Source organism: Rhodovulum iodosum (assembly GCF_041020385.1).
GTDB classification, from domain to species: Bacteria; Pseudomonadota; Alphaproteobacteria; order Rhodobacterales; family Rhodobacteraceae; genus Rhodovulum; species Rhodovulum iodosum.
The window spans coordinates 1,444,954-1,457,436 of sequence record NZ_JBEHHI010000001.1 but is presented as its reverse complement, the minus strand read 5'-3'; the positions used below and the strand labels follow the sequence as shown (position 1 = coordinate 1,457,436).

Annotated in this window: 12 protein-coding genes; 8 read left to right on the top strand and 4 right to left on the bottom strand. The window is 66.8% G+C overall.

The features are described from left to right. Positions 1 to 65 precede the first annotated feature (65 nt). The 4 genes from Ga0609869_RS07155 to Ga0609869_RS07140 all read left to right on the top strand — a co-directional run bounded on the left by Ga0609869_RS07155 (position 66) and on the right by Ga0609869_RS07140 (position 3,628). On the top strand, positions 66 to 1,103 hold the full coding sequence (locus Ga0609869_RS07155; RefSeq protein ID WP_245972418.1) for a LacI family DNA-binding transcriptional regulator: 1,038 nt from the start codon (positions 66 to 68) through the stop codon (positions 1,101 to 1,103). Between the two features lie 69 nt (positions 1,104 to 1,172). Then, positions 1,173 to 1,910 (top strand): glycosyltransferase family 2 protein, encoded by a 738-nt coding sequence (locus Ga0609869_RS07150; protein ID WP_125408422.1) that lies wholly within the window; start codon positions 1,173 to 1,175, stop codon positions 1,908 to 1,910. Next, positions 1,903 to 2,208 (top strand): lipid-A-disaccharide synthase N-terminal domain-containing protein, encoded by a 306-nt coding sequence (locus Ga0609869_RS07145; protein ID WP_125408421.1) that lies wholly within the window; start codon positions 1,903 to 1,905, stop codon positions 2,206 to 2,208. The genes Ga0609869_RS07150 and Ga0609869_RS07145 overlap by 8 nt, the downstream gene beginning before the upstream one ends. Continuing rightward, positions 2,186 to 3,628, top strand: coding sequence for an ArnT family glycosyltransferase (locus tag Ga0609869_RS07140; protein WP_125408420.1), 1,443 nt, complete (start codon positions 2,186 to 2,188; stop codon positions 3,626 to 3,628). The genes Ga0609869_RS07145 and Ga0609869_RS07140 overlap by 23 nt, the downstream gene beginning before the upstream one ends. 1 nt (position 3,629) lies before the next feature. Here the strand turns inward: Ga0609869_RS07140 and Ga0609869_RS07135 are convergent, their stop codons facing one another. Genes Ga0609869_RS07135 through Ga0609869_RS07125 form a run of 3 tightly spaced genes read right to left on the bottom strand, consistent with a single transcriptional unit; the run spans position 3,630 to position 6,420 of the window. Further along, entirely contained in the window at positions 3,630 to 4,523 is an 894-nt protein-coding gene (locus tag Ga0609869_RS07135; protein ID WP_125408419.1) for a hypothetical protein, read from the bottom strand. Continuing rightward, positions 4,513 to 5,187 carry an ABC transporter ATP-binding protein gene (locus Ga0609869_RS07130; RefSeq protein ID WP_125408418.1) on the bottom strand — a complete coding sequence of 225 codons (675 nt, stop codon included), beginning with the start codon at positions 5,185 to 5,187 and terminating at the stop codon, positions 4,513 to 4,515. Before Ga0609869_RS07130 ends, Ga0609869_RS07135 begins: the two co-directional genes overlap by 11 nt. A 9-nt stretch (positions 5,188 to 5,196) precedes the next feature. Beyond that, a complete protein-coding gene (locus Ga0609869_RS07125) occupies positions 5,197 to 6,420 on the bottom strand; it encodes a KpsE/RkpR family capsule polysaccharide export protein (protein ID WP_125408417.1) in 1,224 nt (407 codons plus the stop codon). A 250-nt stretch (positions 6,421 to 6,670) separates the two neighbouring features. Between Ga0609869_RS07125 and Ga0609869_RS07120 the strand changes: the two genes are divergently transcribed. The 4 genes from Ga0609869_RS07120 (at position 6,671) to Ga0609869_RS07105 (ending at position 11,464) form a co-directional block, all read left to right on the top strand. Continuing rightward, positions 6,671 to 7,471, top strand: a complete 801-nt coding sequence (locus Ga0609869_RS07120; protein WP_125408416.1) for an ABC transporter permease — start codon at positions 6,671 to 6,673, stop codon at positions 7,469 to 7,471. Between the two features lie 73 nt (positions 7,472 to 7,544). Then, the gene (locus tag Ga0609869_RS07115; protein ID WP_125408415.1) at positions 7,545 to 9,743 is read left to right on the top strand and encodes a glycoside hydrolase family 99-like domain-containing protein; all 2,199 of its coding nucleotides are present in this window, start codon (positions 7,545 to 7,547) and stop codon (positions 9,741 to 9,743) included. After that, the gene (locus Ga0609869_RS07110) at positions 9,740 to 10,453 is read left to right on the top strand and encodes a methyltransferase domain-containing protein (RefSeq protein WP_245972417.1); all 714 of its coding nucleotides are present in this window, start codon (positions 9,740 to 9,742) and stop codon (positions 10,451 to 10,453) included. The genes Ga0609869_RS07115 and Ga0609869_RS07110 overlap by 4 nt, the downstream gene beginning before the upstream one ends. Next, positions 10,454 to 11,464 (top strand): hypothetical protein, encoded by a 1,011-nt coding sequence (locus Ga0609869_RS07105; protein WP_125408413.1) that lies wholly within the window; start codon positions 10,454 to 10,456, stop codon positions 11,462 to 11,464. On the opposite strand, the gene Ga0609869_RS07100 is transcribed toward Ga0609869_RS07105, so the two are convergent. After that, positions 11,461 to 12,387, bottom strand: a complete 927-nt coding sequence (locus Ga0609869_RS07100; RefSeq protein ID WP_125408412.1) for a glycosyltransferase family 2 protein — start codon at positions 12,385 to 12,387, stop codon at positions 11,461 to 11,463. The two genes, Ga0609869_RS07105 and Ga0609869_RS07100, sit on opposite strands and share 4 nt — an antisense overlap. Positions 12,388 to 12,483: the final 96 nt, after the last annotated feature.

The window sequence follows — 12,483 nt, the reverse complement described above, 5'->3', positions numbered from 1 at the left end:
GACGCTTGGAAAACGCCGGCAGAGCGCGTTAACTACCCGTCACCCGCGATCGAAAGAGCCGCCCCGTGACAGAGCCGACCCCGCCCCGCGCCCGACGCCCGCTGACGCTTCGTGACGTGTCGGAGGCCTCGGGCGTCAGCGAGATGACGGTCAGCCGCGTGATGCGCAACCGTGGCGACGTCAGCGCGGCCACCCGCGCCCGCGTCCTGGCCGCGGCGCAGAGGCTGGGCTACGTGCCCAACAAGATCGCCGGCGCGCTGGCCAGCCAGCGGGTGAACCTGGTCGCGGTGATCATCCCGTCGCTGTCGAACCTCGTCTTTCCCGAGGTGCTGAACGGGGTGAATGCCGGGCTGGACGGCACCGGCCTTCAACCCGTTGTGGGGATCAGCCGCTACGAGCCCGAGCGCGAGGAAAAGGTTCTCTATGAAATGCTGTCCTGGCGGCCCTCGGGGCTGATCATCGCCGGGCTGGAACATAGCGACGCCGCCCGCGCGATGCTGCGCGCCGCCGACGTGCCGGTGGTCGAGATCATGGATGTCGACGGCGAACCGGTCGATTCGGTCGTCGGCATCTCGCACCGCCGCGCCGGTGCCGAGATGGCCGAGGCGATTGCCAGCGCGGGCTACCGGCGCATCGGCTTTCTCGGCACCAAGATGCCGATGGACCACCGCGCGCGCAAACGGTTCGAGGCGTTCACCGGCGCACTGGCGCGGTCGGGGATCGAGATCGCCGATCATCAGTTCTACGCCGGCGGCTCGGGGCTCAAGAAGGGGCGCGAGATGACCGAGGCGCTGCTGCGGCGCAGCCCCGACCTCGATTTCCTCTACTACTCGAACGACATGATCGCGGCGGGCGGCTTGCTGCATTGCCTCGACGCGGGCATCGACGTGCCCGGGCGGCTGGGGCTGGCGGGGTTCAACGGCATCGAACTGCTGGACGGGCTGCCGATGCAACTGGCCACCACCGACGCCTGCCGGCGCGAGATCGGGCAGAAGGCGGCCGAGATCATCGCGCGCTGCGCCGAGACCGGCGCCTGCGATGGCGGCGAGCGCATCGCGCTGGCACCGCGCCTGTCGCCGGGCGAGACCCTGTTCCGCGCCTGACCCGCCGCGCGGTGGACAGCATCGGGCGCTTGGTGTTTAACCCCGCCAGTACAGCGTGCGGAGCCCACCATGCCATCCGTCTCGATCGTGATCCCGATGAAGAACGAAGCCGGCAATGTCGCGGCGGTGGTCGGCGAGATCGCCACGGCCTGCGCCGGGGTCGCGGGGGGCTTTGAGATCATCGTGGTCGATGACGGGTCGACCGACGCCACCGCCGAAACCGTGCGCGGCCTGATGGCCGCCCATCCGGGGTTGCGCCTGATCAGCCACGACCGCAGCGGCGGCCAGAGCGCGGCGGTGCATAGCGGCGTGACAGCCGCAGCGGGCACCGTGATCTGCACCCTCGACGGCGACGGGCAAAACCCGCCCTCCGAGCTGCCCAAGCTCTTCACGCCGCTTCTCGACGACGCCACCGGGCGGCTCGGCCTCGTCGCCGGCCAGCGCGTGGGCCGCCAGGACACCTTGTCGAAACGCTATGCCTCGCGCTTTGCCAACGCGGTGCGGGCCTGGATGCTCAAGGACGGCACCCGCGACACCGGCTGCGGGCTCAAGGGCTTTCGCCGCGACGCCTTTCTCACGCTTCCCTATTTCGACCACATGCACCGCTACCTGCCCGCGTTGTTCAAGCGCGACGGCTGGGAGGTGGCGCTGGTCGATGTCAGCCACCGCGAGCGCGGCGCGGGGCGGTCGAACTACAACAATCTTCAGCGCGCGCTGGTGGGCATTCACGACCTCTTCGGCGTCGCCTGGCTGATCCGCCGGCGCAAGAAGGCGCGACCCCTGCCCGAGGCCACGCCCGATGATTGAAACCCTGTTCGTCTGGCTGCACGTGGCCAACTGGGTCGAGTTCTGGTGGGTCGCCGTGGGCCTCGGCGGGCAGTTGCTGTTCACCGGCCGCTTCCTGGTGCAATGGATTGCGTCGGAACGCGCCGGCCGTTCGGTTGTGCCGCTGGCGTTTTGGTATTTCTCGATCGCCGGCGGGCTGATCCTTTTCGCCTATGCCGTCTACCGCAAGGACCCGGTTTTCATCCTGGGCCAGTCGATGGGCCTTTTCATCTATTCCCGCAATCTCTGGCTGATCCATGCCGAGCGCCGCGGCGGCTGAGCGGCCCTGGTGGTGGGCGGCCGGCGCGCTGGTGCTGGCGATCACCGCGGCGCGGGTAGCCACGCTCGCGCTCAGCCCGATGGATCTGTTCGTCGACGAGGCGCAGTACTGGCTCTGGGGGCAAGAGCTGGCCTTCGGCTACTACTCCAAACCGCCGATGATCGGCTGGGTGATCCGCGCGGCGACCGCGCTGGGCGGATCGGACGCGCCGTTCTGGGTGCGCCTGCCGGGGCCGCTGTTTCACGGCGTGACCGCGATGGTGCTGGGCGCCATTGCCGCGCGGCTGGGCGGCGGGCGCTGGGGCCTGTGGGTGGCGGCGGGCTATGCCACGCTGCCGATGGTCGCACTCGCCTCGATCCTGATATCGACCGATACGATCATGTTCCCGTTCCTGGCGCTGGCGCTGATGGGCTATCTGCGTCTGACCGAGGGGGCCGGGCGCGGCTGGGCCATGGCCACGGGCCTGTTCCTGGGCCTCGCGTTTCTTTCGAAATACGCCGCGATCTACTACCTGCTCTGCGCCGCGCTGGCCGCCCTGCTGGTGCCCTGCGCGCGCATCGGCTGGCGTCGGGCGGGACAGGTGGCGCTGGTCTTTGGCCTCGTGATTTCACCCAACCTGATCTGGAATGCGGTCAACGGGTTTTCCACCCTTCAGCATACCGCCGATAACGCCGACTGGGTGCGCGACCCCGCCGCGCGGGCGGGGCTGGACTATGCCGGCATGGCCGAGTTCTTCGCGGCGCAGTTCGCCGTTTTCGGGCCGGTGCTTTTCGCCGGGTTGCTGGCGATGTTGGCGCAGGTGCGCGCGGTGTCGCCGGTGCAGCGGGTGCTGCTGGTCTTTTCGCTGCCCATCGTGGCGCTGATCTGCGGGCAGGCATTGCTGTCGGGCGCCTATGCCAACTGGGCGGCCGCGGCCTATCTGGCGGGCAGCGTCGCGGTGCTGCCCTGGCTGACCCCGCGATGGCGCCGTGCGTCCTTTGCCATCAACGGGGCGGTCGCGCTGGCGCTGCCGCTGGCCGCCATCTTTGCCGACCGCGCCGGGCCGGCGACGGCGCGCTACATGGGCCGGTCCGCGCTGAGCACCGATATCATGACGGCGGCCAGGGCCGAAGGGTCCGGCACGGTCATCGCCGAAAGCCGCCAGATCCTTGCCGATCTTTTCTACACCGGGCGTGACAGCGGCGTTTCGATCTTCTCCGTTCCCCCCGAGGGGCGGCCGGAAAGCCATTATGCGCTGAAATACCCCTTTCCGGGCGGCGAGGCGCCGGTCATCCTGGCGCTGACGGGCGCGGCCCCGCCGGACTGTACCCCCGATGCCGCCCCGGTCGCCCGGATCGCGCCCGCAAGCGGCGCCTATCGCGGCAAGACGGTCTCGCTCTACCTTGTGCCTGGCGATTGCTGGACGGATCGGGACCCTTAGCCTAGGCCGGATCGAGGAACAGCGCCGCCTGCTCTGGGTCGAGCAGTGCCTCGGCGATGCGCGCGTTCGCGTCGGCATAGCGGGCGCGGATCTCTGCCTTCAGCGCGTCGGTCAGGAAACCGGGCTCGGGCGCGGCATCGCCGCGGGCCGCCTCTGCATAAAGCGCGTCGAGAAACGCGCGGCGCTCGGGCCGGGCGGGCCGGGCGGCGTCGAACGCCATCAGCCGCCGGGTCAGGCCGGGCCCCAGCGAGGGCCGATGCTGCACCCGCCCCCCCGGCAGGTCGAGCGCGGGCAGCCCCATCACCGCCTCGGCGTCGGCGGCGATGTCGCCCGCACAGGTGCGACGGTCGTAAAGCCGCAGCCGGATCGCCCCGTCGCCGAACGCCCGCCGCCATGGCGTCAGCCGCAGCTCGAAATCGAACGCCCGCGCCTGACCGGCCACGAAGGCGTCGATATCTGTGTACTTGCCCGGCTCGGCCACCTGCACCCAGCGAAACGCGCTTTCGATCAGCGCCTCCTGCCGGCGGATGTAATAAAGGATGCGCGGGGGCTCGTCCTGCCACAGCCGGGCCAGCCGGGCCACCTGCACCGGGCGCATGTAGCAAAGATGCTCTGACGAGATCAGCACCGCCACGCCGGGCCCGCGCGCGGCCATCTCCTCGGCCAGCCGGGCCTGCAGGGCGCGCGAGGCCGGGGTGAACTCGGGCGCGTCGAGCGGGAAGAGCTTGTGATGCGCGCCGCTGGGCATCTGGCCCACATCCGGGTAGAGCAGCCCCGCATCGACCGCCGCGCGGGCGCGGAAATGGTGCTGCAGCGCCGTGGTGCCGGTCTTGCCGTGCCCGATATGCACCCAGAACGCGCCCGTCGGCGCCGTGCCTGTCACCTCAGATGCCATCGTCGGGGATCGCGCCCATCATGCGGTTGTAATCGGCCACCGCCTCGTTGATGTCGTCGTAATAGCGCAGCACCCCGTTTTCCAGAAACGCGCCGGCCTGGCAAATGCGGCGCAGCATCGGCATCGCGTGCGACACGACGATCGCGCCGCTCTTCTTCATGCGCTCGCTGAACACCTGCTCGCTCTTCCAGCGGAACGAGGCATCGCCAACGGCGGTGACCTCATCGACGAGATAGGTGTCAAAGCGTATGCCCATCGACGTGCCGAAGGCCAGGCGCGAGCGCATACCGGCCGAATAGGTACGGAAGGGCATGTGGAAATGCTGCCCCAGCTCGGCGAAATCGGCCACGAAATCCAACAGCTCTTCGGTATCCACGCCATAGACGCGGGCGATGAACCGCACGTTCTGCGCCCCGGTCAGGTCGGGGTGAAAACTGCCGGCAAAGCCCACGGGCCAGGAGATCGACCCGGTCGAGGTGATCTCGCCCTGATCGGGGTCCATCGTGCCGGCGATCATCCGCAGAAGGCTGGATTTGCCCGCCCCGTTGCGCCCCACCAGCCCGACCGACACGCCGGAGGGGAAGACCGCATTAATGTTTTGGGCCACCACCTTGCGGCGGCCATGCAGGATGTAGGTCTTGCAGACGTTATCGAGGCGGATCATGCGTCAGGCTCAGCGACGGTCGCGCACGCTGTAGTAGACGAGCGTGCCCATCGCCCAGGTCAGAAACAAGAACAGGATCGTGAGTCCGGAAAGGGTGAGGCGCTTGGGATACTGCGCGCGTTCGGCCAGGGTCGGCTCGATATAAGCGGCCAGGTAGCGGCTTTTGCGCTGGGCCTCGGCCTGGGCGCTGTCAAAGGCGGCCAGCGCGGCCAGATAGGCCTGTTCGGCGAATTCGCGGTCCACGCTCAGCCGCTCGAACTCGCCCAGGATGGCGACATAGTCCTCGTCGTCGGGGCCCTGCCCGCTGACGCTGAACTTGTTGCGCTCTTCGGCGATGCGCTGGCGGATCACCTCGATGCGCCGCTCGGCCTGGCCGACCCGCGGGTCGCCGTCGCGCGTGGTGTCGCGCAGCAGGTCCAGCTCGATCAGCGAGGCGGCGAGCTGTTGCTGAAGGTTGTTCAACAGCCCCATCTGCCCCTGCACGTCCGCCTGCGGGTCGATGATCTGTGTCTTGCTGCGGAAGGTCGACAGCGCTTCGCGCGCCTCTTTCAGCCGCTCGACCGATCTTTCCAGCTCTTCGCGGGCATAGCGTGTGGTGTCCTGCCGGGCGATGGCGCTGAGCTGGTTGATCATCTCGGAGCTCTCGGAAAAGATCCCCTGGGCGATGCTGTGCGCGTCGTCGGCATCGAAGGCCAGCACCCGCAGCTCGATCAGGCCGGTTCCGGCATCGTAGAAGATCTTGACCATCTTGCCCCAGTAACCGACCAGATCCTCGATGCTGCCATCGGGGTTGAAGGCGAAGACCGGGTCGGTCTCGAAGGGGCGCGAATACATCGCGCGCAGGTCGAGCTGTCGATCCAGATTGGAAACCAGTTGCTGGCTCTGGATGAATTCATAAAGGATGTCGGTGTCAGACGAGCTGGACCCCGAAAGCTGCGAGATGCCGCCCAGCAACTCGACCGCCGATCCGATCTCTTCCTTGCGGACGACGAAGCCGACGGTGGAATGGTACTGATCGACCGCCCGCGTGTAGAGATAGCCCGTGCCCACAAGCCCGGGCAGAACCACCACCAAAAGAAACGACAGCGCCAGAACCACATGGCGGCCACGCCGCTTTGCCGGGCCAGCGGCGCGGAACGGCGGCGCCTTGCCGCCGGGCTTTGCCGGGCCGGCACCGCCCTGGGCGGGCTTTGCGGTGGTGGCCGCAGCGACCGGGGCCTTCAACGGGGGCACGGGCGGCGCCATCGCCGCGGGGCCCAGCGGTTTGCCAGGCGCCGCCGGCGGCTGCTGCTTTCGCCCGATCCTTGGGGCAGCGCCTTCATCGGCCGGCGCTCCAGCGGGCTTCGGTGCTTGCTGAGACACGAGAAAGCGCTCCAAGAGAGAAATTGCGAAAGCGATTTTCTTCCTACATAAACGGGCGGGCAAACACCAGTGACCGTAGGCACAAATCCACCCGTGCACGCCGCGCGGGCCGAAACACGCAATGATCCCGACCAGCATCCCCTCGCTCAAACCCCGCCGCTTTCGCACATCGCGCACAGTGATCGCGCTGATCCTGCGCGAGATGGCCACGACCTACGGCCGCTCGCCCGGCGGGTATTTCTGGGCCATCGCCGAACCCGTGGCGATGATTGCGGTCCTGTCGATCGCGTTTTCGCTGATGTTGCGCTCGCCCTCGCTGGGAACGAATTTCCAGATCTTCTACGCCACCGCCTTTCTGCCGTTCACGCTCTATGCCGGAATCGCACAGAAGGTGTCGGCCAGCATCACTTTTTCGCGCGCGCTGCTGGCCTATCCCGCCGTCACCTTCGTCGACGCGATCATCGCGCGGTTCCTGCTGGAATTGCTGACCAAGGTTCTGGTGTTCTACATCGTGATCGTGGGGATCGAGCTGATCTACGACGTGCGTCCGATCCTCGACTTCCCGTCGATCCTGATGAGCCTCGGGATGGCGGCCGCGCTCGGCCTCGGGATCGGTACGCTCAACTGCGTTCTGACGTCTCTCTTCACGGTTTGGCAGTCGGTGTGGCGGGTGATCAACAGGCCGCTCTTCCTGGTCTCGGGCGTGTTCTTTATCTACGAGGATCTGCCGTCCGGCTTGCGCAGCTTTTTGTGGTACAACCCGCTGCTTCACGTCACCGGAGAAATGCGGCGCGGGTTTTTCGCCACCTACGATGCGACCTACATCTCCCATACCTTCGTGATGAGCGTTGCCTTGGTGTCAGGGGCGCTGGGGCTTTTGCTGCTCAGGCGGTATCACCGGTTGATTATCAACGAAAGATGATCCTATGAGACCGGAAACCACCGGGTCGGGCATCCGCCGGGCCGAGGGGGCACGACCCGGAGCAGGCACATCCATGGCAAAGACATCCGTTTTCTCCCGTGCGCGCAATCTGGCGCGCTTTTTGTCCATATCGCCCGTCACGTTCTGGTACGTCTGGAAGATCAAGCGGTCGGACCTTTTCGACCGGAACTTTTACCGCGGCATCAACCCCCAGATGAACGCGCTCTACCGCGCCTTTCCGGAACGCCATTACGTGCTCTTCGGCGAGGCGGCCGGGCTGCAGCCCTGCGGCAGTTTCTCACCCAAGGCCTACCTGCGGCACAACACCGACCTGAACGGGCTGAGACGTCCCTTCCTGCACTACTTGCGCTATGGCCGGAACGAGCTGCGGATCACGCTTGACCTGCCGGAAGGCATTTCCAGCCGGGGCATCTCGCCGCCCGCGCTGCGCCCCGACGACCGCACGCCCGCGCCCTATGCCATCGTCGTGCACATCTACTACCACGAAATGTGGAGCGAGATCGCCGAGACGCTGCGCGCGGTCGCGCTGCCCTTCGACCTGTTCGTGACGCTCACCTGGAAGGGTGACGAAACCACGACGCTTGTCGAAGAGATCAAGACGGCCTTTCCCGATGCCCGCGCGATCCCGATGCCCAACCACGGGCGCGACGTGTTCCCCTTTGTCCATCTGGTCAATTCCGGCCTGCTGACCCCCTATCGCGCGGTCTGCAAGCTGCACACCAAGAAATCGCCCCACCGGCAGGACGGCGACATCTGGCGCCGCCACCTGATCGACGGAATCCTGCCCCGCGAGGGGCTGGCCGAAAAGCTTCAGGCCTTCATCGACGACCCCAAGGCCGCTTTCTGGGTGGCTGACGGGCAGCACTACGACTCGACCGAATGGTGGGGCATCAACAAGGCCAGCACCGCGGCGCTGCTGCACCGGCTGGAAATCCGCATCGACACCGACCAACTCGATTTTCCCGCCGGGTCGATGTACTGGATCAAGCCGCTGATGCTGCGCCTGATCGGCGGCTTCCAGATCGGCGAGGCCGATTTCGAGCCCGAGTTCACCCAGCTCGACGGCACGCTGGGCCATGCCTATGAACGGGCGATGGGGTATCTTGCAAAGGCCGCCGGGCAGTGCGTGCGCGAAACCGGCGAGCTGACGCCGGGCCGCCCGGCGCCCCGGCCCCGGCGCGCCGGCTATACCTCGGCCTTCTACCTTCCCCAGTTCCACCGCACGCCGGAAAACGACGCCTGGTGGGGCCAGGGCTATACCGAGTGGATGGCCGCGGCCCGCGCCAGGCCGGTCTTTCCCGGTCATGCCCAGCCGGTGCTGCCGGCCGATCTGGGGTTTTACGACCTGCGCCTGACCGAGGTGATGGGCGAACAGACCGAGCTGGCCAAATCGGCCGGCATCGACGCCTTTTGCGTATACCACTACTGGTTCGACGGCCGCCGCATCCTCGAGGCGCCGCTTGACCGGCTGATGGACCGGCCCGAGATCGAGTTTCCGTTTTACCTGTGCTGGGCCAACGAAAGCTGGCGCCGCAACTGGGACGGCCTCAGCGGCGAGATCCTGCTGAACCAGAGCTATGCCGAGGGGTTCGAGCAGGCGCTGGCCGAGGATACCGCGCGCTACATGCGCGACCCGCGCTACCAGCGGCCCGACGGCAGCCGCCCGCGCTTTGTCATCTACCGCCCCGAGGACATGCCGGCCCCGGCCGAGAACGTCGCCCGCCTGCGCGACGCCTGGCGCGCGCTGGGGGTCGGCGAGGTGGAACTGGGCGCGGTGCGCTTTCACGTCGAGGGCGAGCACCCGGTCGAGGACGACCTCTTCGATTTCTGGATAGAGATGCCGCCCCACGGGCTGGTGGGGATGGAGGACTATCTCTACGGCGGCCGCGAGGGCAACCTGCTGGATTTCAGCGTGAAGGGATTTCGCGGCCTGATCTACGACTACGAGAAGGTCATCGACAACAGCCTTTCGCCCGACTATGTCGCCGGCCTGCCCGCCAACACCATCGCAGGCGTCATGCCGTCGTGGGACAACACGGCCCGGCGCGGGGCCGAGGCGCATATCGCCTATGGCGCCCATCCCGGCGCGTTCCACCGCTGGCTCGGCGGTCTGTCCGAGTACCGCCTCGAAGGCTCTTACCGCAACGAGTTGTTCGTGAATGCCTGGAACGAATGGGCGGAAAAGGCCACGCTGGAGCCCAGCCGGCAATACGGCCGCGCCTGGCTGGAAGTTCTGGGAGAATGGACATGACCGTATTGCAGGGCAACTGCCCGGTCTGCGAAAGGAAAACCGAGTTCCGCAGCCCCGACGGCTGGTTCCGCGACAACCTGCGTTGTGCGTCGTGCGATTCGATCCCGCGCGAACGCGCCTTTGCCTGGGCGCTGGAAACCTTCTGCCCCGACTGGCGCACGCGCCGCGTACACGAAAGCTCGCCCGCCGACCGGGCGGTGTCGAACAAGCTTCGGGACGGCGCGAAGGACTACATCGCCTCGCAATACTTCCCCGGCACCCGGCCGGGCGAGAAAAAGGACGGCGTGCGCTGCGAAAACCTCGAGGCGATGACCTTTGCCGATCGCAGCATCGGGCTGCACGCCCATCTCGACGTCATGGAACACGTCAACCGCCCCGACCTTTGCCTGCGCGAGATGGAACGGACCCTGGCGCCGGGCGGCATGGCGATCTTCACCACGCCTGTCTACAAGGATGTCGTTTCCACCAAACGACGCGCCGTCTATTTTCCCGACGGGGTGGAGCATCTGGAAAACCCGCCGGAGTATCACGGCAACCCGATCGACGAGTCCGGGGCGCTGGTGACCTTTCATTTCGGCCAGAATTTCAGCGACCTCATGCGCGCCTGGGCGCCCGCTCTTTCGATTTTGCAGATCCTGCCCAACGACCCGGCCATCGGCGTGATCGGCGAGTTCCGCGACGTGTTCGTTCTAACCAAGAGGCAGGGCTGAATGGCGCGGCTGATCCTGCATGTCGGCACCCACAAGACGGCGACGACCACACTGCAAGAAACCTTTGACCGCAACCGGTCGCTATTGCAGCGGCATGGGGTGGTCTACCCCGATCTCGGGCGCCGCGCGGGGCATCACGGGCTGGTCACCCACTGGTTCGACCTGCCCGAGGTCTATGCCCTCGGACGCCCGGCCGCATCGGTCTGGCGCGATCTCAGCGACCGCTACGCCAAGACCGACGCCACCGTCTTTATCAGCAGCGAGGAATTCTCTCGCGGCAACCGCACCCGCCGCGTCGACTTTGCCGAGCTGCGCGAGATGGTCTCGGCCTTCGACAGCGTCGAGGTGCTGTGCCTGCTGCGGGAACAGACCGCGTTTCTGCAATCGATCTTTCTGGAGATCTCGAAAAACCCCCGCCAGGTGGGCTGGCGCGAGTTCTACGACAAGGCGATGAAGTCGCGTTTCGCCTCGGGCCTGTTTCTCGACTACAACCAGCTTTATGACCATATCCTCGCGGGCTTCGCGCCGGAGGAGATCACCTTCCTTGCCTACGACGCCGCGCGCGCGTCAGAGGGCGGGGTCATCGGGGAGGTGTTGCGCCGGACCGGGGCGCCGCTGACACCCGGCGACATGGACCAGGGCCAAAGCGCCAATGTCTCGCCCGACCCGCTGACCTTCTGGGCGGCGCGTATGGTCGCTGCCGGCAGGCGGATCACACCGGAGTTGCTGGAAAGCGTGGGCCGGGCCGTGCACCGCGAGTTCGGCGATAACTGCCGCACCACGATCTTCAATGCCTCCGAACTCAGGGCGGTCGGCAAGCATTTCGAGGCCGCAAACCGCCGCTTTGTCGAACGGGTCGCCCAGCAGCAGCCCGACTTCGACCTGCCGCCGTCATCGCTGGCCGAGAACGTCATCAACCGCAGCCAGCTCGGCGCCGGTTTCTGGATGCGCGTCGCGCGCATCGTCTATTCGGCGCAGGACAAGCTGCCGGCCGAACAGCCGCGCGCCTAGAATTTGTTGAGGAAGGCCGCCAGCCACAGGCCGGCATTGCCGCCGGTCGTCTGACGGTGCACGCCCGAGCGATGCAGCATTGCCAGCCGCCGGGTCAGCCCCTGCCGCCGTGCCGCGGCAAAGCGGTTGAGGATGCGCCGGTTCTCGGGGGTGAAGCGATGCGCCGACCGGCGCAAGGCGGTCACGTTGCGCGTGTTCCAGCCGCGAAAACGGCCCGTCAGGATCAGCGCGATCCGCGTCAGCCTGGCCAGAGTCGTGGTGTTGGCGCCGATCTGGTTGCCATTGTGCTGGCGGTAGTAAAGCGTCGGCTCGGGGTCATAGACAACCATGCCGCCGGTCCCCGTCACCATCTGGTAGAGCCACCAGTCGTGGCACACGATGTCCGATGCCTCGTCCGCCGCGGCCTGCGCGATGTCCAGCGCGGCGCGGTTCAGCACGATGGTGTTGCCCCCGGCGATATTCTGCACCAGCGCATTGCGGAAATTGGGCTCGCGCGGGTGCATGTGCGACAGCCAGGTCTCACCGGTCCTGCTGTTCCACACCCATGTGCGGCTGCAATACATCGCAGGCACGCCCTCGGGCACGTCGCGCAGCGCGCGCACCGCGCGCTCCAGCTTGTCGGCCATCCACACGTCGTCCTGGTCGGACAACGCAACATAGCGCGCGTCCTGCCCCGCGGCGTGCAGAAGCGACAGGAAATTCTGAGCGAAACCGCGGCGCGGGCCGGGGCGCAGCTCGACCGGCTGGCTGACCTCTGCGGAAAAGCGGCGGGCGATCTCGGGGCCCTCGTCGGACGAGCCGTCGTCGCTGACGATCAGGCCCCAGTCGCGGTAGGTCTGGCTGATATAGCTGTCAAGCTGTTCGCGCAGGTTCTGCGCCCCGTTATAGAGCGCGAGCAGAACAATCACCTCTGGCGACGACATTCCCTAACCCGCCCATTTTTTTGGATGTCTTCAGCGCAATTCCCCACAACGCGCGACATCATGCATCAGCATATGCCTGCACAGCCCTGTTTTGTC

Coding starts and splice junctions, on each gene's coding strand:
- Ga0609869_RS07100 (WP_125408412.1), bottom strand. CDS start 12,387: ATGTCGTCGCCAGAGGTGATTGTTCTGCTCGCGCTCTATAACGGGGCG.
- Ga0609869_RS07115 (WP_125408415.1), top strand. CDS start 7,545: ATGGCAAAGACATCCGTTTTCTCCCGTGCGCGCAATCTGGCGCGCTTT.
- Ga0609869_RS07150 (WP_125408422.1), top strand. CDS start 1,173: ATGCCATCCGTCTCGATCGTGATCCCGATGAAGAACGAAGCCGGCAAT.
- Ga0609869_RS07145 (WP_125408421.1), top strand. CDS start 1,903: ATGATTGAAACCCTGTTCGTCTGGCTGCACGTGGCCAACTGGGTCGAG.
- Ga0609869_RS07105 (WP_125408413.1), top strand. CDS start 10,454: ATGGCGCGGCTGATCCTGCATGTCGGCACCCACAAGACGGCGACGACC.
- Ga0609869_RS07130 (WP_125408418.1), bottom strand. CDS start 5,187: ATGATCCGCCTCGATAACGTCTGCAAGACCTACATCCTGCATGGCCGC.
- Ga0609869_RS07140 (WP_125408420.1), top strand. CDS start 2,186: ATGCCGAGCGCCGCGGCGGCTGAGCGGCCCTGGTGGTGGGCGGCCGGC.
- Ga0609869_RS07110 (WP_245972417.1), top strand. CDS start 9,740: ATGACCGTATTGCAGGGCAACTGCCCGGTCTGCGAAAGGAAAACCGAG.
- Ga0609869_RS07120 (WP_125408416.1), top strand. CDS start 6,671: ATGATCCCGACCAGCATCCCCTCGCTCAAACCCCGCCGCTTTCGCACA.
- Ga0609869_RS07135 (WP_125408419.1), bottom strand. CDS start 4,523: ATGGCATCTGAGGTGACAGGCACGGCGCCGACGGGCGCGTTCTGGGTG.